The organism is Saccharopolyspora sp. ASAGF58 (assembly GCF_012277335.1).
Classification (GTDB): Bacteria; Actinomycetota; Actinomycetes; order Mycobacteriales; family Pseudonocardiaceae; genus Saccharopolyspora; species Saccharopolyspora hattusasensis.
Map to the genome: position 1 here is coordinate 5,911,699 of NZ_CP040605.1, position 19,350 is coordinate 5,931,048.

General features: G+C 63.7%; 23 protein-coding genes and 3 pseudogenes. 19 read left to right on the forward strand and 7 right to left on the reverse strand.

Features of this window, described 5'->3' with window-relative positions:
* The first annotated feature begins 453 nt into the window (after positions 1-453).
* Positions 454-1,218: a transposase family protein gene (locus tag FDZ84_RS27555; protein ID WP_168584374.1), complete on the forward strand. Its 765-nt coding sequence runs from the start codon at positions 454-456 to the stop codon at positions 1,216-1,218.
* A 59-nt stretch (positions 1,219-1,277) separates the two neighbouring features.
* Here FDZ84_RS27555 and FDZ84_RS27560 read toward each other — a convergent pair whose 3' ends face one another.
* Complete coding sequence (locus FDZ84_RS27560) at positions 1,278-1,475, reverse strand: ubiquitin-like protein Pup (protein ID WP_168588246.1); 198 nt, start codon at positions 1,473-1,475, stop codon at positions 1,278-1,280.
* Between the two features lie 33 nt (positions 1,476-1,508).
* Entirely contained in the window at positions 1,509-1,985 is a 477-nt protein-coding gene (locus FDZ84_RS27565) for a hypothetical protein (protein WP_168588247.1), read from the reverse strand.
* 574 nt (positions 1,986-2,559) lie between these two features.
* Between FDZ84_RS27565 and FDZ84_RS27570 the strand changes: the two genes are divergently transcribed.
* The 7 genes and pseudogenes from FDZ84_RS27570 (at position 2,560) to FDZ84_RS27590 (ending at position 7,596) form a co-directional block, all read left to right on the forward strand.
* Positions 2,560-2,898 (forward strand): hypothetical protein, encoded by a 339-nt coding sequence (locus FDZ84_RS27570; protein ID WP_168588248.1) that lies wholly within the window; start codon positions 2,560-2,562, stop codon positions 2,896-2,898.
* 231 nt (positions 2,899-3,129) lie between these two features.
* Positions 3,130-4,926 (forward strand): thiamine pyrophosphate-requiring protein, encoded by a 1,797-nt coding sequence (locus FDZ84_RS27575; protein WP_168588249.1) that lies wholly within the window; start codon positions 3,130-3,132, stop codon positions 4,924-4,926.
* A gap of 130 nt (positions 4,927-5,056) precedes the next feature.
* Positions 5,057-5,206 (forward strand): annotated as a pseudogene (locus FDZ84_RS39415) (mandelate racemase); the annotation flags it as partial.
* A 41-nt stretch (positions 5,207-5,247) separates the two neighbouring features.
* Positions 5,248-5,532: an enolase C-terminal domain-like protein gene (locus tag FDZ84_RS39420; protein WP_246868470.1), complete on the forward strand. Its 285-nt coding sequence runs from the start codon at positions 5,248-5,250 to the stop codon at positions 5,530-5,532.
* A gap of 55 nt (positions 5,533-5,587) precedes the next feature.
* Positions 5,588-6,082: pseudogene (locus tag FDZ84_RS41075) on the forward strand (FAD-binding oxidoreductase); the annotation flags it as partial.
* Between the two features lie 215 nt (positions 6,083-6,297).
* Complete coding sequence (locus FDZ84_RS38080; protein WP_246868471.1) at positions 6,298-6,909, forward strand: FAD-binding oxidoreductase; 612 nt, start codon at positions 6,298-6,300, stop codon at positions 6,907-6,909.
* A 282-nt stretch (positions 6,910-7,191) separates the two neighbouring features.
* On the forward strand, positions 7,192-7,596 hold the full coding sequence (locus FDZ84_RS27590) for a DUF6292 family protein (RefSeq protein ID WP_168588250.1): 405 nt from the start codon (positions 7,192-7,194) through the stop codon (positions 7,594-7,596).
* Between the two features lie 81 nt (positions 7,597-7,677).
* Here FDZ84_RS27590 and FDZ84_RS27595 read toward each other — a convergent pair whose 3' ends face one another.
* The 3 genes from FDZ84_RS27595 to FDZ84_RS41080 all read right to left on the reverse strand — a co-directional run bounded on the left by FDZ84_RS27595 (position 7,678) and on the right by FDZ84_RS41080 (position 9,422).
* Positions 7,678-8,235 carry a DUF1440 domain-containing protein gene (locus FDZ84_RS27595; protein ID WP_168588251.1) on the reverse strand — a complete coding sequence of 186 codons (558 nt, stop codon included), beginning with the start codon at positions 8,233-8,235 and terminating at the stop codon, positions 7,678-7,680.
* 111 nt (positions 8,236-8,346) lie between these two features.
* Positions 8,347-9,180 (reverse strand): NAD-dependent epimerase/dehydratase family protein, encoded by an 834-nt coding sequence (locus tag FDZ84_RS27600; RefSeq protein WP_371812692.1) that lies wholly within the window; start codon positions 9,178-9,180, stop codon positions 8,347-8,349.
* A gap of 5 nt (positions 9,181-9,185) precedes the next feature.
* Positions 9,186-9,422, reverse strand: coding sequence for an NAD-dependent epimerase/dehydratase family protein (locus FDZ84_RS41080; protein WP_371812693.1), 237 nt, complete (start codon positions 9,420-9,422; stop codon positions 9,186-9,188).
* A 264-nt stretch (positions 9,423-9,686) separates the two neighbouring features.
* Here FDZ84_RS41080 and FDZ84_RS27605 point away from each other — a divergent pair, with 264 nt between their 5' ends.
* The 6 genes and pseudogenes from FDZ84_RS27605 to FDZ84_RS27630 form a co-directional block, all read left to right on the forward strand.
* Positions 9,687-9,974, forward strand: coding sequence for a transposase (locus FDZ84_RS27605; RefSeq protein ID WP_168584701.1), 288 nt, complete (start codon positions 9,687-9,689; stop codon positions 9,972-9,974).
* A complete protein-coding gene (locus FDZ84_RS27610; RefSeq protein WP_168590394.1) occupies positions 9,950-10,669 on the forward strand; it encodes an IS3 family transposase in 720 nt (239 codons plus the stop codon). The genes FDZ84_RS27605 and FDZ84_RS27610 overlap by 25 nt, the downstream gene beginning before the upstream one ends.
* 168 nt (positions 10,670-10,837) lie before the next feature.
* Positions 10,838-11,845, forward strand: coding sequence for a tyrosine-type recombinase/integrase (locus FDZ84_RS27615; RefSeq protein ID WP_210435142.1), 1,008 nt, complete (start codon positions 10,838-10,840; stop codon positions 11,843-11,845).
* Positions 11,805-13,724 (forward strand): tyrosine-type recombinase/integrase, encoded by a 1,920-nt coding sequence (locus FDZ84_RS27620; RefSeq protein WP_168588252.1) that lies wholly within the window; start codon positions 11,805-11,807, stop codon positions 13,722-13,724. Before FDZ84_RS27615 ends, FDZ84_RS27620 begins: the two co-directional genes overlap by 41 nt.
* Positions 13,721-14,020 (forward strand): DUF6262 family protein, encoded by a 300-nt coding sequence (locus tag FDZ84_RS27625; RefSeq protein ID WP_168584698.1) that lies wholly within the window; start codon positions 13,721-13,723, stop codon positions 14,018-14,020. The genes FDZ84_RS27620 and FDZ84_RS27625 overlap by 4 nt, the downstream gene beginning before the upstream one ends.
* Positions 14,021-14,068: 48 nt before the next feature.
* Positions 14,069-14,281: pseudogene (locus FDZ84_RS27630) on the forward strand (integrase core domain-containing protein); the annotation flags it as partial.
* A gap of 52 nt (positions 14,282-14,333) precedes the next feature.
* Here FDZ84_RS27630 and FDZ84_RS27635 read toward each other — a convergent pair.
* Positions 14,334-15,581, reverse strand: coding sequence for a PP2C family protein-serine/threonine phosphatase (locus FDZ84_RS27635; RefSeq protein WP_246868472.1), 1,248 nt, complete (start codon positions 15,579-15,581; stop codon positions 14,334-14,336).
* A gap of 110 nt (positions 15,582-15,691) precedes the next feature.
* Between FDZ84_RS27635 and FDZ84_RS27640 the strand changes: the two genes are divergently transcribed.
* The 3 genes from FDZ84_RS27640 to FDZ84_RS27650 all read left to right on the forward strand — a co-directional run bounded on the left by FDZ84_RS27640 (position 15,692) and on the right by FDZ84_RS27650 (position 16,925).
* Complete coding sequence (locus FDZ84_RS27640; RefSeq protein WP_210435143.1) at positions 15,692-16,021, forward strand: STAS domain-containing protein; 330 nt, start codon at positions 15,692-15,694, stop codon at positions 16,019-16,021.
* A gap of 22 nt (positions 16,022-16,043) precedes the next feature.
* Positions 16,044-16,508 carry an ATP-binding protein gene (locus FDZ84_RS27645; RefSeq protein ID WP_210435144.1) on the forward strand — a complete coding sequence of 155 codons (465 nt, stop codon included), beginning with the start codon at positions 16,044-16,046 and terminating at the stop codon, positions 16,506-16,508.
* Between the two features lie 150 nt (positions 16,509-16,658).
* Positions 16,659-16,925 carry a hypothetical protein gene (locus tag FDZ84_RS27650; RefSeq protein ID WP_210435145.1) on the forward strand — a complete coding sequence of 89 codons (267 nt, stop codon included), beginning with the start codon at positions 16,659-16,661 and terminating at the stop codon, positions 16,923-16,925.
* Positions 16,926-17,138: 213 nt separating this feature from the next.
* On the opposite strand, the gene FDZ84_RS27655 is transcribed toward FDZ84_RS27650, so the two are convergent.
* Positions 17,139-17,426, reverse strand: a complete 288-nt coding sequence (locus tag FDZ84_RS27655) for an FAD-binding protein (RefSeq protein ID WP_210435146.1) — start codon at positions 17,424-17,426, stop codon at positions 17,139-17,141.
* Positions 17,427-17,487: 61 nt separating this feature from the next.
* On the opposite strand from FDZ84_RS27655, the gene FDZ84_RS27660 reads away from it, so the two are divergent.
* Together FDZ84_RS27660 and FDZ84_RS27665 are read left to right on the forward strand one after the other, a co-directional pair.
* Entirely contained in the window at positions 17,488-18,069 is a 582-nt protein-coding gene (locus tag FDZ84_RS27660; RefSeq protein ID WP_168588256.1) for a heme-copper oxidase subunit III, read from the forward strand.
* 269 nt (positions 18,070-18,338) lie between these two features.
* Positions 18,339-18,833: an FHA domain-containing protein gene (locus tag FDZ84_RS27665; RefSeq protein ID WP_168588257.1), complete on the forward strand. Its 495-nt coding sequence runs from the start codon at positions 18,339-18,341 to the stop codon at positions 18,831-18,833.
* Positions 18,834-19,350: the final 517 nt, after the last annotated feature.

Consider the following 19,350-nt stretch of genomic DNA (forward strand, 5'->3'; position numbering starts at 1 on the left):
ACTGATGTCCTGACGGGTGGCTGCTGCTGGGGTTCGAGCACGTGCCCGGTCGGCATGCAGATCTCTCGCCGGGTTCGCCGGACCTTCCGCGCCATCCGTCTGGCGAGATCCGGTTGCATGGGCAAGGGCGACGCCCTCTTTGTCAGGATGGAGGAGACACCTGGCGTGAGCGCGGGTTACCAGAGCGAGGGCGGGGATCGGAGATCCTGATAGACGTGTCCACTTGGGCCGCGCGGCCGGCATCCGGGGAACCGGAACATACGGATGAATAGAGCTCTCAACGCGTTCGCCGCACGCTTCGGCGACCGGCTCCCCTCTGACCAATGGTCACAATAAGTGTTCAACAATCAATGAGCGTTATTCAGGCAGCGGGTGATCACCCCAAAATAGAGCAACGACCCCAACCAGGTAAGATCGTTTTCTCCCAAAGAAGACGACTTAAAGGTAGGGCCGTTGCGTTATCAGTCTACTACAGGGCTTGCTGCTGACCAGATCGAGGAGCTTGTCGTGCGTATCTGGCAGATCGTCCAGTGTCGCGGCAAGCAACCGTGGCCTCTGACGGTGGGACTGTATCGGGCTGTCGTGATCACTTTGGTGTATGTCCGACAGAATTTAAACCAGGCAGCTGTCGGCGATTTATTCGGTCTGAGCCAGCCGACTGTATCGCGGATCTATCGAGGGATTCTTCCCTTGATCGGGGAGGCATTATGTCTGCACATTCCAGATCTCAAGGATGCCATCCGTGGCCGACTCGTCCTGGTCGACGGAACCGATGTCCCGACCGGCAACCGCGCTGGTCACGAGGTCAACTACTCCGGCAAGCGCCGCCGCGCAGGCCTCAACATCCAGATCGCAGCAGATACAGATGGTGACCTGTTGGGAATATCCGCGCCGATGCGCGGCTCGATGCATGACCGCAAAGCATTCGACGAGTGCGGTTGGGAAGATCGCCTCTCGGACACCCCTACTATCGCCGACCCCGCATACCAAGGGACTCACGCGATCACTCCACGCAAGAAACCCAAGGGCGGTGAACTCTCCACAAACGACAAGTCGAACAACAAGACCATCTCCTCAATACGGTCTGCCGTCGAGCGATGCATCGCCCACGTAAAGAACTGGAAAATACTCGCCACCGGCTATCGGGGACGCCTCGCCGAACTGCCTACCATCATCCGCATTATCGCAGCGCTCGAATTCTACCGCCTTGGGTGGTAACGCTCGTGAATAACGCTCAATGAACTTCAAGCACCTAGGGTCAATAACTGAGGGAAAGTTCATTGACCGCCCTTTTGTATATAACCTTCCCAGATGAGTTTGGCCTCCCCCTCAGTTTGGGGCAGCAGCTCATCCAATTCTTCCATAAATTTGTTATATTTTTCCTTGTCATGTGCAGTCGTTCGGGCGGTTTCACTCTGGTGCGAGTCCTGCTCGTCATCGTCTTGACGTTCGTGACGTGATTGTTGCTGCACCACAGTTGTCCTCCTTTAGCCGACGCGAGACCGGAATCATTGTTCGAAACATTCGGACACGAAGGAGCGGTCGCCTGCTGTAGCCAGAGTGTCGGCTACGGTTGATAACCACTGCATGAGCCTGTTTTGCGCACTGGGCTGATCTGATTGCCTCGCAACGTCGAGCGAAGGCAGGCCGAGTCGTGCCGCGAGCGCGATGCGCAGTTCGTGAACTGTCCAGGTCCAGGTCATGCGGTGCTGGCCATCGCGAATGACGATGGCCCCACCGCGGTCGGGTAAATCATTGAGCAGAGTCGTGATCGCTGCCTGAGTCCTGCTGAACCGTGAAAAGAGGTCGCGCTCGCGAAGGCAATCGTCTCCGAACAAGCTTGAGATTACCGGATCGTCGAAGCGCCCACCGAGTGCTCGATCCACGCGATGCAGGTAATCGGTCAAGTGTTTCCGCAGCCAACGGATCTGGCGAGGACTGAAAATGACGATGGTATTGTCACCTTGGCGATCCCAGCTGATCAAAACACGCCTCACCTCCCCACCGTTTCTTCCTGCGGCTCTCCCTGGGTTCCCAACTCCAAGCATGGACGACCGAGCCGCTGATCCGCACAAAGGAGAGGAAAATTGCCCATAAAACAGCAAGAACTGCCCTTTCATGCGCTCGAAACGTATGCCACCAAGCCCGGAGCATCGTCACCGCGTTCGGCTGCAGAGCGCTGGTAAGGAAGCTGCCGTCGGCGACGACGTCAAGAAATGGTGCGGCGATACGCTGGATGGGCGATCCGGCGTGAAGACGGCGCCGCGGGCAGGTCGAGTCCGCCGGCTCGGAGCCGGCGCGGCCTTCCATGAAACGCTTCAGGAAATCGGCGTCCGCTACTAGGACTGAGAAGGACCACGCGACTGCTCGCGTGGTCCTGGTTCCAGACGTGGCTGCGTTCAGCTACAAGCGGGCGGAGCGGGCGGCAGTTCGGCCACTCGACACATCGGGCCCAGAGGCCTGTGGGTTAGGGCTAAGCATGTTCCTGCCGGGAATGGGAACACTTGTGGTTGGTGCGTGCGCTGCACGCGCCGCTGGCAGGACTGGAGAGGAGGAGAGATGTCCCCGCAGGAGCTTCCCCTCATCGACTACGACAACGGACCGGTTGGCTCCTTGCAGCACCGGATCCGCTCGCTGGATGGCCAGGAGATCCAGCAGTTGCTGGATTACGAGCGCGAGCACAACAACCGGGTTCAAGTGATGGAGATCTTGGAGAAACGGTCGCAGGAGTTGCGAGATGGCGCGACTCCGTCGGGCGGGGCGCAGGATGACCGGCGGGTGGAGGCCGAGGGCACTGCTGGCGAGTCTCCGGTCGAGCCCAGCGGCTCGCCGGAACCGCGGCACGGGATCGGTGGGTTGCCCGGCAAACCCGAGGCCGACCGCCCGCGAAACCAGTGAGCCGTGCTGCGTCGTTGTTGCGCTGGGAGATGTGCTCGGCGGCAGAGCGTTTGGCGGCAGCAAGTCGAGGGCCTCGCTCGTGCATTCAGCCGAGTCCTTCCTCCTGAGTCGGCCCAGGACTTCGAGAGCTCGGTCGCCTTCGGTGGACGGCCGACCGTGGTTAGTGTCGCGGCACTTCGGGTAGATCGGCCCTGGGGATTGTCCCCTGAGTTTTTCGAGGAGGTGCTCAACGTGGCGGAGTTGGTTGCGGATCGCGTCTTGTCCCGATTGCGGGAGTGGGGCGTCGAGCACGTTTTCGCCTATGCCGGTGACGGGATCAACGGGTTGCTGGCCGCATGGGAGCGGGCCGGCGATCGGCCGCGCTTCGTGCAATCCCGGCACGAGGAACTGTCGGCGTTCGAGGCGGTCGGATACGCGAAGTTCTCCGGCCGTGTCGGCGTGTGCGCCGCTACTTCAGGGCCCGGAGCGATCCACCTGCTCAACGGCCTCTACGACGCCAAACTCGACGGCGTGCCGGTGGTGGCCATCATCGGGCAGACCGCCCGCTCGGCCGCGGGCGGTTCGTATCAGCAGGAAGTCGACTTGATGGCGCTGTACAAGGACGTCGCGAGCGAGTACCTGGGTATGGTCATGGTGCCCGAGCAGCTGCCCAACGTGCTGGACCGGGCGATGCGCACCGCACATGCGCGCAACACGGTGACGGCGGTGATCATTCCCGGCGATGTGCAAACCCTGGAGTACAGCGCGCCGACGCACGAATTCAAGATGGTCCCCTCCAGCATCGGGATGTCCGGCTTCTCGGTGCTACCGGACGCGGCCAGTATGCGCAGCGCGGCCGAGGTGCTCAACGCGGGCGAGCGCGTGGCGATCATGATCGGTCAGGGCGCGCGCGATGCCGCGGACGAGGTCGTCCAGGTCGCCGACGTACTCGGCGCGGGTGTGGCGAAGGCATTGCTCGGCAAGGATGTGCTGGCCGACGACCTGCCGTTCGTCACCGGGGCGGCCGGGCTGCTGGGGACGAAACCGTCGTACCAGCTCATGCGTGATTGCGACACGTTGCTGGTGGTTGGGTCGAGCTTCCCGTACAGCCAGTTCTTGCCCGAGTTCGGGCAGGCACGCGGGGTCCAGATCGACATCGACCCGAACCGCATCGGCATGCGCTATCCGTTCGAGGTCAACCTGCTCGGCGATGCTCAGCGGACCTTGAGCGCGCTGCTGCCGTTGCTGCGGCGCAAGAGCGACCGCTCTTGGCGCACGAGCGTCGAGGACAGCGTGCGGGAGTGGTGGGAGGTCATGGACCGGCGGGCGCACGTCGAGGCGGATCCGATCAACCCGGAGCGGGTGTTCCACGAGCTCTCGCCCCAACTGCCCGACGACGTCATCCTCACCTCGGATTCCGGTTCGGCGGCGAACTGGTACGCGCGCCACCTCAAGATCCGCGCTGGCATGCGGGGTTCGTTGTCGGGGACATTGGCGACGATGGGCCCGGGGGTTCCGTACGCCACGGGGGCGAAGTTCGCACACCCGGATCGCCCGGTGATCGCGCTGGTCGGCGACGGTGCCATGCAGATGAACGGCATCAACGAACTGATCACCGTGGCGCACTACTGGCGGGAGTGGAGCGATCCGCGGGTGGTGGTCGCGGTGCTCAACAACGGCGATCTCAACCAGGTCACCTGGGAACTGCGGGCGATGAGCGGTGCTCCGCAGTTCATCCCGTCGCAGCGCCTTCCGGACGTCGGCTACGCCGCAGTCGCCGACCAGCTGGGCTTGCGGGCGGCGAAGGTCGATGATCCCGGCCGGATCCACGAGGCGTGGCGGCAGGCTTTGACCGCCGACCGGCCGACCGTGCTGGAGTTCGTCACAGACCCAACGGTGCCGCCGATCCCGCCCCGGGCAGACCTCGACCAGTTGGAGAAGGTGACCAGCTCGCTGCTCAAGGGAGACCCCGAGGCTTGGTCGGTGGTCCGTGAGGGCGTGAAGTCCAAGGTGCAGGAGTTCCTGCCCGGTGGCCGCCACAAGCGATGAGCACCACCGGGCGCGGATCGGGCCGGTGCGGGCGAGTGCGTACCGGGTGCCAACCGATGCTGATGAGGCCGATGGCACATTGGCCTGGTCGGCCACGACGATCGTGGTGGTGCGCGCCGAGGTCGGTGACGTGGTCGGATTGGGCTGGACCTACGCCGATGTCGCGGGTACCGAGCTCGTGCACGGGATCCTGGCCTCCGCCGTCGAAGGCCGCGACGGGCTCGATGTCTCGGCCGCGTGGCAGGCGATGCAGCAGGCGGTTCGCAACGTCGGGCGTTCGGGCCTGGTCTCGTGCGCGATGTCGGCGGTGGAGATCGCGCTGTGGGACGCTGCGAGGCGGTGGACTGCCTGCAGGTGGACGTCACCCGCTGCGGTGGTTTCGGAGAGTGGTTGCGGGCCGCCGCGGTGGCGGCTGCTCGCAACCGGAAGATCTCCGGGCACTGCGCGCAGAACCTCGCCGCGCACGTCGCGCTGGCCACGCCGAACCTCCGGCATCTGGAGTGGTTCCACGACCATGACCGGATCGAGCGGATGTTCTTCGACGGGGTGCTCGATCCGACCGTGGGTGGGTGCGCCCCGAGCTCTCGCGCGCGGGGCACGGCATGACGTTCAAGGCGGCTGACGCCGAAGCCTCTCGGATCGCCTGAAAGGGGAGGGGAAGATGGTTGATGCTCGTGCGCGGATCTCCGAACCGTCTCAAGTGGACATCGAAGCGCTGGAACGCGATCTCCGCGCGGAGGTCGATGGGGAAGTCCGCTTCGACGCGGGCACCCGCGGCGCGTATTCGACGGACGCGTCGAACTACCGCCAGGTGCCCATAGGCGTCGTCGTGCCGCGCACGGTGGAGGCGGGAGCACGTGCGGTAGCGGTCTGCCGCCGCCATGACGCGCCGGTTCTGTCCCGCGGCGGCGGCACCAGCCTCGGGGGCCAGTGCACGAATGCCGCGGTCGTCCTGGACTGGAGCAGCAACAAGCTCGTCTCGGTCGACCCGCGAGCGCGGACCTGCGTCGTCGAGCCCGGGATCGCGCTGGACGACCTCAACCGCCAACTCGCGGAGCACGGGCTGAAGTTCGGGCCGCAACCGGCCACGCACAGCCACTGCAGGATCGGCGGGATGGTGGGCAACAACTCCTGCGGGGCCAGCGCCCAGCAATACGGCAAGACCGTGGATAACGTGGCCCGGCTGGAGATTCTCACCTACGACGGCACCCGGGCCTGGGCGGGCAGATGGACGCGGGAAGAACTGGAGGACCGCATCGACGCGGGCGGCGGGCTCGGCGCGTTGTGCGCACGCTTGCGGGAGATTCGCGACCGCTACGCCGACGAGATCCGCGAGCGCTACCCGGACATCCGCCGGACATCCCGAGGAGGGTGTCCGGCTATAACCTGGATTCGCTGCTCGGCGCGGAATTCGACCTGGCCGGACTCGTGGTCGGCAGCGAGGGCACGCTGGCCACCGTGCTCCACGCCGAGATCGATTTGGTGCCAGTGGTGCCGGCTGCAGCCATGCTCGCGCCCGGCTACGACGACATCGCTGCGGCCGCCGACGCCGTGCCGGAGATCATCGCGCATTGCCGGCCGATGCAACTGGAAGCCATCGGTGGCGAACTGGTGCACTTTATGCGGGAGGAAGGCCAGTTCCTCGAGTCGGTCGCGATGCTGCCGCAGGGGAACAGCTGGTTGATGGTCCAGTTCGGCGGCGACACCAGCGAGGAAGCCGACACTCAGCTGCACGAGTTGCTTGCCGCTCTGGGGAAGTCGACCTCGGACGATGACGTCGCCGTTTCGGACGATCCCGAACAGGAGCAGCGGATGCTCAAGACTCGCGAGGCGGGGCTGGGAGTCAACGCGCATCCCCCGGACATGCCAGAAAGCTGGGAAGGCTGGGAGGATTCGGCCGTGTCGCCGAATGCGCTCGGCGACTACCTGCGCGACCTGCTCGCGCTGTTCCAGCGGTACGGCTACGAGCGTCCGGCGCTCTAAGGCCACTTCGGCCACGGCTGCGTGCACATCAGGATGCCGTTTCGGCTCAAGAACGGCCCCGGGCTGACCACGTTCCGGGAGTTCTTGAGCACTACACCTCGCTCGCCGGGGATTTCGACCCCTACTGCATTGCCGCACGAAGGGCCCGGAAAACGCGCGGGTTGCCAGCGAAGAGCGAGGCGGCCCTGAGTTCTGGGAGGACTAGGCCAGAAGCATTCTGGTTACCCTGAGAGCAGCTTAGTGGTTCTGAGCAGGAAGTGAGGTTGGACGAGAGGAGCGGCCATGGACACGACCAGCCGCGCGGCCGACGGATTGGTCACCTACGTGAGGTCGGTGGCCGACGACCTCGGCGGCGATGTCTTTGAGATCGATGTCAATCTCGATCGGGAATTGGCCACCGCGATTGTTCTGGTGAATTCGCACGTACCAACCCTCGCGGAGTTTCCGCTCTTGCTGACTTGGGATGAGGTCAGCGGCTGGGGGCTGCGCATCGAGACCGACGGCCACGGGGACACCGCAGTGCTAGAGTTCATGGGCGAGGACATTCTGCCCGACCCTGCGCAGGTAGAGCAGTTCCTGCTGGAGGCGACGAACGGGCAGAACCCCGGAATGGTCGCCGCACCAGCGTTTCGCTTCCCGAATGCGCAGGACGACCTCGAACGACGCCTTGCGGAGTTCTGTGAATGAGGGGACGGCGTGGGCCTGTGATACATCCGCCGGAATCCAATGGCACCCAAGGGCTTCCGGCGATTCACTCGTTCATCGCGGCTACTCACGATATTCGGGTCTGGACGGGCCTGCCTCGCTGCTTCCCAGGGCGGAATTCACGACGTGGCGAGATCCTTCCTGTGATGCTGACCGGTGTTCAATCGTGTCGGGCTCGGGCGCGAGCCTGCCGGCCACGACTATGCCGTAGACGGCGTGATCGAGTGCGATGAGCAGTCGTCCAAGTAGCTTTCGGCGAGCCGGGCGCACAGCCAGAAGCGGCGCTATAATGCCCTCGAAAACCAGCCAGATAACTAGACCGTAGGCCGGCCCGCACCACCGTCTCGCGCGGATCTTACGAGGAAGAAGCCGGTATCCGAGTCCTGCCAGTGCGCCATAGAACCAGTGCGCGGTCTCAGTCAGTGCGGCGCGATGCCCCTCGGTGAGCCTGTGGACGGATTCTGGCGCGTGCTTGCCGACGATCGCTTCGGGCGGGGTTTCGTGGACGAGGCCGATATTGCCGGTAACGGTGCGGATACCTGTCATCGCCATGGCGCCGACGAAGCCGCGCGCTCCAGCCAGGACCAGATCGCGGGTTCTTGACTGCTGTGAATGTGACACGTGCACCCCTCGCTTGTTCGTGCTCGTCAGACCTGATTCTGAGCACCCAACGGCTACCCGATCGGGCGGACGCAAACCATGTTCCGGCGGGTCATGAGCACTGGTGAGTGGTCACGGTCGTTGACCCGCTCCTGTTCCGACTTCGTGCAGGCGCCCTCCGGGTATGTGCGATTGCAGAGGCGGGGTATTTCCGCCCGTGGCGTCGTGCAATCCGCGGAGGAAGTCTTCAACGGCGTCCGTTGAGCTGTGCTGTGGCGTCCAACCAAGCTCGTCGCGAGCGCGGGTGATGTCCATGACGGGAAGTCGGAGGAACGTGTCGAACAGTTCCGGTGAAGCGGGGACCAAGTGCAGCTTCCAAGCGGCCGAAAGGGCGGTCCGCGGAATCCACGACGGAAGGCTCACCGTGGGCTTGCTGAACAGCTTGCCGAGGACATCGGTGTCGATCAGCGGATCTGCGCTGATGTTGAACGCACCGATGCTGGTGGAGTGTGCTGCCAGCCGGTAAGCCTCCCCGATGTCATTGCTGTGCGCTGCCTGGAACCGAAAGCCCTTGGGCGTGGGCAGAGCCGGAAGTAAGTCTGGTCTCACGAGCCGGTTCATCAGCAAAGGACCCATGAACAGACGTCGTTGCTGAGCGGCTGACTCAGCTTTGAAGCAAAATGCGGTTCGCATCCGGACTACCCGGACGCTAGGATGGTGCACCTCGAAGGTGTCGAGATAGCGCTCCAGGTATGCCTTCTCCCGGCTGTACGCGGCGGCCGGCCATCCGTGCGTCGGCCAAGTTTCGTCGATCGGCTGCTCCTTCGGTCCCGGGCTGTAAGCAGCGATCGAAGATGCGTAAACCAGTCTTGGGACGCCGGCGGCGGCGATCGCTTCGAACACCCGGATGCTGCCGAGCACATTGTTGCGCCAGGTCGTGATCGGATCGTGGGTAGGTTGGAACAACCACGCTAGCTAATTAGGTGGATCACGACATCAGCTGATGCGAAACGCGCTACGAGATCGTCTTCTCTGATGTCAGTGCGTTCCCAGCGGGTCTTCTTGCTGGTGACGGGAGGCTCTCGGCGGGATAGGGAGACGATCGAGCCGATGGCCTGGTCGATGTCGAGCGCATTGACAACGCTGGTACCGATGTTTCCGGTCGCTCCGACGACGACCACGCGCCGAGTGTTCTCATGGGCTTGCACCGGCCTGTCTCCTTCGTCACTTGCTTGCGCCCAGTCGGATTCCCAAGCAGTCGCTGGGCAAACGCGCAACTGAGCCAGGCTTCGCAGCGGCAGGTGGCGTGTCCGCCGATGATTACGTGCTCGTCGCGACGTCACTGACCGGTCGCTAAAGGCTGCGGTGACCAGTGCGTCAAGGCTCTATCAAAGAGTGCTCTTGAGGGGCCTCGAAGATCCCGGACAGGGACCCAATAGGGTTACCCTGCAAGGGAATCGAGGGAAGATCTAGTGGCACCACCGAGCAAGTACTCGCCAGAGTTCCGCGAAGAAGCGGTCCAGCTGGCCCTGGAATCCAGCAAATCCGTAGCCGATGTCGCGCGGTCGCTCGGCATGCATCCCGAGACGCTGCGTACGTGGGTACGTCGGCATGAGCGCGAGCACAGAAATCCGGACGAGTCGTTGTCGGTGGAGGAGCGAGCCCGACTCAAAGAACTCGAACGCCGTAATCGCGAACTGGAGATGGAAGTCTCCTTCTTGAAAAAAGCCGCAGCATACTTCGCGAAGGAACCCCGGTAGCAAGTAAGTACGAGTTCATCGAAACGATGAGACTCGGCACCGCGGAGTATGCGTATCCCGTCGAGTTCATGTGCGACATGCTCGACGTGTCCAGATCCGGCTGCTACGAATGGCGGCAGCGTCCCGATTCCGCGACGGATCAGCGACGCGAAGAACTGAAACTGCTCATCACGAAGGCGTTCGAAATGTCCGACAGCACTTACGGATACCGGCGTATCCATGCCCAGCTCGCCCGATGGGGTGTCACCGCCGGCCCGGAGTTGATCCGCCAGCTCATGCGCGAGCTGAATCTGGTTCCCTGCCAACCGAAGCCGAAGCGATGGTCCCTCACGCAGGCCGCGGCCGGCACCGTCCCGGACCTCGTCGGCCGCGACTTCACCGCCGAGACCCCCGGTGTCAAACTGGTCGGCGACATCACCTATATCCCGACCGGGGAAGGCTGGCTCTATCTCGCGACCGTCATCGACTGCTGCACTAAAGAAGTCATCGGCTACGCCATGGACGACAACTACCAGACTCCACTCATCATTCGCGCCATACGCAACGCCGCACGGAACAGAAAACTCACGAAACACGCGATCTTCCACACCGACCGCGGCAGCAATTACATGTCGGCCGATTTCAGCAAGGAACTAAGGAAGCTTGATCTCAGGAGATCCGCCGGCCGCACCGGGATCTCCCTCTTAACCGGCTAATAGTCGTGTTTGGGCTGGTCAGCGACATGCTGCGGTAGTGGTACTTGCCTGCTCGAAGTGGTCAGTGCTGGTACGTCTGTCCCTATGAACACCGAGGCCGGTATTCGGCTTGAGGAACACGACGGTGGCTGGGTGTTGGCCGGGCCGGCCGCGTCGGGGTTTGGGTTGGTGGATGAGTACTTGGCTCATCTGGCCGATCGGAACTACTCACCGAAGACCGTGCGTGCCTACGGATACGACCTTTTGGCGTTCTGCCGGTGGCTCGTTTCCGAGGAGCAGCCGTTGCCGGAGGTGACCACCGAGGTGCTGTTGCGGTTCTTGCGCGCCTGCCGTGAGGCGACGGTTCCCGGCCGGCCGGGGCCGAACGTGATCACGTTGTCGGGGCGTCGGATGGATCAGTACGCCGCCACGACGATCAATCGTCGGTTGGCCGCGATCTCGGGTTTGTTCGCGTTCGCGGCGATGCGGGACCCGGACATGAAAAATCCGGTCCCCAAAGGCAAGGAGGCCCGCTGGCGGGTAGCGGGTGAGCGCAGCGGGATGCTCGCGTATACCGTTCGTCGGCCGAAGAACCGCTCGTCGCTGCGGCTTCGGGAGCCCCGCCGCCTGCCCACGGCGCTGTCGCAGTCCGATGCGGCGGAGCTGTTGGCGAGCTTCCGCACATGGCGGGACAGGGCGATCGCGGGCTTGATGCTGTATTGCGGGCTGCGCTCCGCCGAAGTGCTGGGCCTGAACATCGCCGATGTCGATATCGGCGGCCGATGGCTGCAGGTGCTCGGTAAGGGCCAGCGGGAACGCCGCGTCCCGCTGGACCCTGATGTCGCCTCGGTCATCCAGGTGTATGTGCTGGCCGAGCGGCCCGAATCCGGCAGTGGCCGCCTGTTTCTCGTGGCCAAGGGACCGAACCGGGGCCAGCCGTTGACCGCGGCCGGGCTGCGCACGATCTTCCGCTATCACCGTGGAATCACCGGCATCGTCGGAGGACATCCCCACGCGCTGCGACACACCTTCGGCACCGCCCTGGCCGAAGCGGGGGTTGATCTCGCGGTGATGCAAGCCCTGCTCGGCCACGCTCATGTCGACACCACCGCCCGCTACATCCATCTGGCTCCGGCCCACGTGAAAGCAGAATTCGATGCCGCTCGCGATCGCCTCCGCTCCCAATCCCAGCAATGATCTGCACATCGCCTATCTGGACTATCTTCAGCAGACAGGACGGGGAAACGCTGCTTACTCGTGGGCGGCTCGGGTGTTCTTCGGGCGCTGGCCGGACCCGCGAGGGTGGGTGGCCGAGTCGTTGGAGACTCGCTTGTCGGCTGGGAGCTCGACTCGGCCGATCATCACGTTCCTGATGCTGCACCGGGTGCTGCAACCGGGCTATGACTATCTGCTGGAACGCAAACTCTCCAGCATCTGGCGGGAAATCAAAGACTCACCGCTGAGACCAGACCTCGATCGGTTCATGACCGCGGCCGCCGAGCTCGGGTTCACCGAACGGGTCCGGTTCGCCACCGGCTCCCAAGTACCGGTCCGGCTGCTCATCCAGACTGGACGGTCGCTGGACCGGATCACCGTGGCCGATCTGGACGAGTTCCGGGCTGCGTGTCAGGAGCGCGAGACGCGAACTGGCAAGGGCCACAAGCACTATCTGGCGGCGGCCAGTAACGCCCAGCGCGTGCTGTTTCACCTGGGAATCGTCGATGAGCTGCCACGCTCGGGCGGCCCGGTCCCGTTCACGCAAAGGCTTTCCGACCTACAGCCACCGATCCGCGAGACGATGATCGCCTATTTGGAACGCAAACGGGCAACCTGCCAACCGAAAACGGTGTCGGCGATCGCAACCCGGCTCAAACACTTCGGAGTGTTCCTGGCCGACATCGACCCCGAACTCGGCTCCATCGCCGAGCTGGATCGCCGCAAACACATCGAGCCCTACCTGACGTCGCTGGTCGACGCGATCAGCGCGAAGAACAATGAGCTCATCACCGTCGCGGACCGGTCCCGGCGAGTGCTCGCACTGATGGGCTTTCTGACCGACATCACCGAGTGGGGCTGGCCGCAAGCACCACCCCGCAAGCTGATGTTCCGCGACGATGTCCCCAAACTCCCGCATACCCTGCCCCGCTACCTACCAGTCGACATCGACCGACGACTCACCGAGGTGCTCACCGAACAGCCCGGCAACGAACTGGCCGCAACAGCCCTGCGACTGCAACGCGCCTGCGGGCTGCGCATCGGAGAGGTCCTCGACCTCGAACTCGACTGCGTCCACGAAGTCCCCGACCACGGCCACTGGCTGAAAATCCCGCTCGGCAAACTGGAAACAGAGCGGATGATCCCCATCGATGACGACATCCTCGACCTGATCGACCACATCACCGCCATCCGCGCCCACGGACGACCCATGCCGCACCCCCGCTACCGGCGTCCCGTCCAGTTCCTGTTCACCCACCACGGCCGGCGACTGTCCCAAAGCGCAGTCCGTCACGAACTCAACCGCGCTGCTCAGGCCGCGGGACTTGACCACCTCACCCCGCACCAGCTCCGCCACACCTACGCTACCGCCCTGGTCAACGCCGGGGTCTCACTCCAAGCACTGATGGCGCTGCTGGGCCATGTTTCCGCCGAAATGAGCCTGCGCTACGGGCGACTGTTCGATACCACCGTCCGAGCCGAATACGAACGAGGCCTCGACCTCGCCAAACAACAGGCCCGCACCCCCACCACCGGCAGGATCGGCCTGCCACTGGCCGACATCACCGACATCACCGGCGGAGCCGACTGGAAAGACACCCCTCTGCTCAAATCCCGCCTCGCCGGCGGATTCTGCCTGCGCGCACCCGCCCAAGACGCCTGCCCCTACGCCAACATCTGCGAGCACTGCCCCAGCTTCCACACCGAAGCCAGCTCGCTGCCCATCCTCGCCGCCCAGCGCGTCGACGCCGAAGCACTGGCCCGCGACGCCGAACAACGCGGCTGGATCACCGAAGCTCAACGACACCAACGCCTCATCGCCCGACTCGACACCCTGATCAACGAGGCCCAAGCAGGATGACCAAAACCAGCACTCTCAACCGCGTCGAACGCGCCTGCACCCAACTCATCCACGACGGCCACGCCGTCACCTTCACGGCCATTGCTGCTCGCACCGGACTGGGCCGCACCACCCTCTACCGCAACCCCACCCTCCGCGCCGTCATCGAACACCACCGACACCAGACCAGCACTAACGGCACCCTCACCGGCTTCACCGACGAGATCGCCACCCTCCGCACCGCACTCGACGCCCTCGCCACCCGAGTACGCCACCACGAAGAACAACTCCGACGCCTCACAGCCAGAAACGACTGAAAGCGTTAACCGGTCAATCACCGGAAACCGAGATCATTAGCCAGATAATGTTTCGACAACGCTATGGCCGAATCGTTCTTCGGCGCCCTGAAAAACGAGCGCGTTTCCCGCGTGACCTATCTAACACGAGAAGCCGCCCGACAAGACATCACCCGCTATATCGAACTTTGGTACAATCAGCGAAGGCTCCATTCGGCGGTCGGGTATCGGCCTCCACGAGAAGTCCACACCGAACACCTGAACTTATCGAAAACCGCGTGAAATGGACAGTCAATCACCCGTCCGGAAAACGCGAGGCCCCTCATCTGAACTATTAGTGACTGGGTGTGTTGGTGGTTTCAGAGTGGCTGATCGTGAGAAGTGCGATGTCGTCGTCGGGTGGCTGGGTGCCGATGAGCTTGTTCATCACCGTGGTGCAGACGGTGCTGGCTGGCGCGGGGTTGATTGCGTCGCAGAGCTGATCGAGTCCGATGTCGATCGACCGGTGGCGGCGTTCGACCAGGCCGTCGGTGTAGTAGCAAACGACTCCGTGTGCGGGTAGTTCGATCACGCTGGTCCGCCGGTCACGGTGGGTGACTCCCAGTCCGACGGGTGGGTCTACGGGTACTGGGGCGAGGCTGCTTCGGCGGGAGGGTTTGGCGATTACTGGTGGTAGGTGGCCTGCCATGGAGATGCGTAGGGCGGCCGCTGCGGGGTCGTAGATCGAGTAGGCGACGGTGGCCATGGCGTTCGGCTCGAAGTGGGTGACTTTGCGGTCCAGTTTGTGCAAGACCTGCGCTGGGTCTTCGGTTTCGAGGGCGTAGGCGCGTAGTGCGCTGCGTAGTCTGCCCATGATGATGGCTGCGGGCAGGCCGTTGCCGACGACGTCTCCGATCACGATGCCGATGTGGCCGGTGGGTAGTGTGAAGACGTCGTACCAGTCGCCTCCGACGCCGGGGTCGGTGCCTGAGACGTATCGTGCGTCGAGGGTTATTCCTGGAACTGTGGGGAGTTTCGTGGGTAGCAGGCTGTGTTGGAGGGCTTTCGTCGCGGCGCGTTCGGCGTGGGTGGTGCTGGCGCGGATTGCCAGTGCGATGCGGTCGGCGACGAGTTGGAGCAGGTGTATGTCGTGTTCGCTGAAGCGGCGGGTGCGGTAGGTGCCGACGTAGAGCACACCGATGATGTCGCCGCCTGCCAGCATCGGTGTGCCGATCAGTGTTGAGATTCCATGCTGTTGGAACGCGGGTAGGAGTACGGAGGGGTCGTGCGCGCTGTCCAGGATCGGCCGTCGGCGGCCGGCGGCGGTGTGGGCGAAGCTGGGGCCGACGTGGCTGCGGATGTCTTGGCTGACCAGGTCTTTGATTCCCACTGCGGCGGTGGCGACCAGCAGCTCGCTGGCGGGTTCGTAACGCATGACCGCGGCGGCGTCGACATCGAGCAGGTCGCTGCTGCGGCGCAGCATTTCCTGTAGTAGGTCGTCGGATTCGAGATGTGCCAATGCCGTGTCGGTGACGAGCTCGATCTGCCGTAAACGCTCTTCCGCGCCGTCGGAGGAACTGACCGAGGTTCGCATGTAGAACATGGTAGTCCCGGCGTTGCGGGGGCATCTTTGCTTTCGGGTGGTGCGGGGACCACCATGGGCGCATGTCCACGTTTTCTGGCTCAAGCGACCAAGCGACACCGTTGAGCGTGGTGACCCGATGGTCTGACCGCGTCCTGTTGATGGAGGTCGGGGGTGAGGTCGAACTGCTCAACGCTCCTCGCGTCGAGTCAGCGATCATGAACGCTTTCGATCTGCGGCCAGAGATTCTGATCTTGGATTTCAGTGGGGTGACGTTCTTGTCCTCGGCGGGGCTCGCCGTGCTGGTCCGTGCTCACAACCGTGCCGGAACCGATATCGGTTTCCGGGTGGTCGTGGACGGCCCGGCGACGGTGCGGCCCATTCAGCTGACTGGGCTCGATCAGGAGATCGAGTTCTTCTCTTCCCAGGAACAGGCGTTGGCCGCCGTCGCTGGCTCCTGATGTTCCGCGATGGTTTGGACGGATGGGGCTGGAGATGATGTCGAACGGAGGTGTTACGCCGGGTGCTGCCGGCGACGGGGAGTGCCCGGTTCCGGCGCTGCGTTACCAGCGGGTCCGGGCGTCGCCGGGAGAGCTTCCTGCGTTGCGTGATGAGTTGGCCGGTTGGGGCCGTTGCGCGGGCCTGGGCAGCGACGCTGTGCAGGCGCTTGCGCTCGCGTGTTACGAGGCGATGGCGAACGTGGTCGAGCATGCGTACGCGCACTCGGGCGAGATGGATGTGGAGGCTGTGCACTTCGCTGCCGAGCGCCGGGTTCAGGTGACGGTCACTGATCGCGGTAGTTGGGTGCCGCTGGGGTTGGGTGCCGGCGTCGAAGGCGGTCGGGGTTTGCCGCTGATACGCCGCCTCGCCGACGAGGCCGTGATTACCCCGAGTGATACCGGCTCGGTGGTGACGATGAGTTGGTCGACCGCTGGTGAGTCCAGCTGAATGCTGCTCGCTTGCTGGACCGGCCAGCACGAGAAGCGATTGCGCTCCGTGGGCCACGATCGCGCTCGACAGCATATTCTGAGCTGTTGCCATTGGTTCACCTGATGGTGTTGGGCCGAGCGCTGGCCATCACAATCTGCGATCCCCCTGATGGAGCGTGGGGAAACGCGGGCGTTCTTCCTCTTGCAGAACGCACTGCACGCGGGCAACCTTGTTGCCTCGCAACCCGGTTTCACGTTGACCAATCCGCTCGTATCCGTGGCGTGCGGTTTGTCGGTGTTCGGTGAGCAGGCGCGCGAAGGGTGGTTCTTGCTCGGTACGACGGCCGGAGCAGTCTTGATCGGTGTCGGCACCGTCGTGCTGTCCCGTTCGAACATGCTGAACCCCGATGCGTCTCACCGTACGCCGCGGCGCTGACCCGAAGGCGCCAGCTTGTTGGGAACTAAACGGTCACCGGGGGTGTGAGTATCCTGTTCTGTTACTGGGTGTTGGTATGGCAACGGGCGGTGGACCGCCTATGAAATTACCGGCCTGTGCCAGGTGGCCGACTGCAATGGATGCAATGGTGTCTTTCGCGGGACCGTCAGGAATCAGGTCTCTAGCGCCGGTGCCTATGCGGCAACGACACCTTCACTTGCAGACAGCGAGGTCATCCAGAATTCCTGTCCAGCATTCGGTGCCACCGCGAGCACGTGCCGCCGGGTCTCCTCCTTCAGCTGTGTTCGCGCAGTTGGTCTTCCACTTGCGCAGCTGGTCGCAGATAACGCCGGGCCGGACCCGAGCGATGCGCAGCTGTGGATCGAGCTCGACGATGTCGTGCATGTACCGGCTGAAGTCGAACATCACCGCCGAGTTGACGCTCTGCCCGGCCAATCCGGTACCGCAGCCGCGCCCGAATACCTCGTCGCACCGTTTCATCAAGTCTCGGCGAGCCGGTCGGTATCGCATACTGACGGACGTGTCGGATTCGACTGCTTCGATGAGTGGGCGTGTCCACACGCTGAACCGACCGAACATGGTCAGTGTGGGCACCATCGTGTGGCTGGCCAGCGAATTGATGTTCTTCGCAGGCCTGTTCGCCATCTTCTTCACGGTCAAGGCACAGCACAGCGGGCCGTGGCCGCCGCCACCGGCCGAGCTGGACCTGGGTTACGCGGTGCCGTTCACGGTGATCTTGGTGGCGTCGTCCTTCACGTGCCAGTGGGGTGTGTTCGCCGCCGAACGCGGGGATGTATACGGGTTGCGCCGCTGGTACGTCGTCACCCTCGTGATGGGGACGATCTTCGTGCTGGGCCAGGCGAACGAGTACCGCATGCTGGTCACCGAGCACGCCACAACGATCTCATCCTCGGCATTCGGGACGGCCTTCTACACGGCTACCGGGTTCCACGGCCTGCACGTCATCGGCGGCCTGGTGGCATTCGTGTTCCTGATGGTCCGCACTCTCCTGAGCCGGTTCACGCCGGCGCAGGCGATCGCGGCGATCGTCGTCTCATACTACTGGCACTTCGTGGACATCGTGTGGATTGGCCTGTTCAGCGTGATTTACCTGGTCCCCTAACCTGGCATTGGTTGTGGGGGCTTCAAGACACTCCAGCCGGTCGTGGCTTCGAGACGTTCAAGGTCACCGCAGGCGACCCCCGACGAGTTGTTGCCCAGCCTCAATCGGCCGGATCTCGGTGCGACGGGAGTGGTGTCGGAGGTCCTGCGAGGCGCAGGAGACGGCGGGTGCGCTGTTGCGCTGCGGTTCTCTTCCCACGGGGCCGCTGGCGCATTAGGGTGTGGATCCCCGATCAGGTGCGCAGGCCAGGCATGGGCCGCTGTGCCGGAGTGCTGGTCATCTCGCTCCCCGAACGCTCGGGTTGGCTGGTCACTTCGACCGGTTTCGCGTCAGGAGATGTTATGAGCCATCCCGCAAATGATGTGCCGCCAACAAAGAAGGTGCGGCGCTCACCGGAAGCCACCATTCCGTCGACCGAACCGCCCAAGCCCGTCGGCATCCCGCAGGCTGCCCGGGAGCCCGTTTCCCGCGGGGCGAACCCAAAGCTGATCTACACGCGTGGCCCCGACGCCGGGGTCGGGCATGAGGTGAACTCACCGTGCATGCTCGGACGTGATCACAGCTGCGACCTGGTGCTCGATGATCCCACTGTGTCCCGTTTTCACGCCGAGGTGCTGCTGATCAACGATTGTTACGTGGTGACCGACGTCGGCTCGCTGAACGGCACGTACGTCAACGGACGGCTGATCGACCGTGCGGAGCTCGGCGACGGCGATGCGGTGTGGATTGGAACCTACCGTCTCCGTTTCCAGCTCGACGGCTGACTTCGAGCAGCCGGGTTGGTACACCGTCGGTAGCACCAACGTGCAAACGCGCCCCTGTAGCACTGCGACGCCGGTCAGGTCGGGTCTGGGGAGCGCCCCAGCTGACGGTGATCAACCCTCTCCAACTAGAACTAGACGAGTAAGTCCAAATTCCTGCGGGCATGAGGCGACGGCGTCCATGATCCGTTACCGATTGTCCCTGCGGTGCCTGGGTGCTCCAGAAAACCAGTCTCACCAGGGCAATCCGCGCTATCGAACAACGCCTGGCCGCGCCATGGCGGGAAGCAGCGGGGGCGTGTTCGCGGCTATGCGGTTCGCGACGAGCGTTTCGGTAAGCAGAGAACACCCGTGAGTGTTTTTGGGTGCTATGGCACCCAAAAACACTCACGGGTGTTCTTCCGCCAGCTCACCCTAGGCTAGCTAGCGGAGACCTCCGGGTTGGGCGCTGTTTCGGTGCAGGGCGGTGAGCAGATCGTGGGGCGGAGGTGCGCTGCGGAGAATCGATGCGCCGCTCACC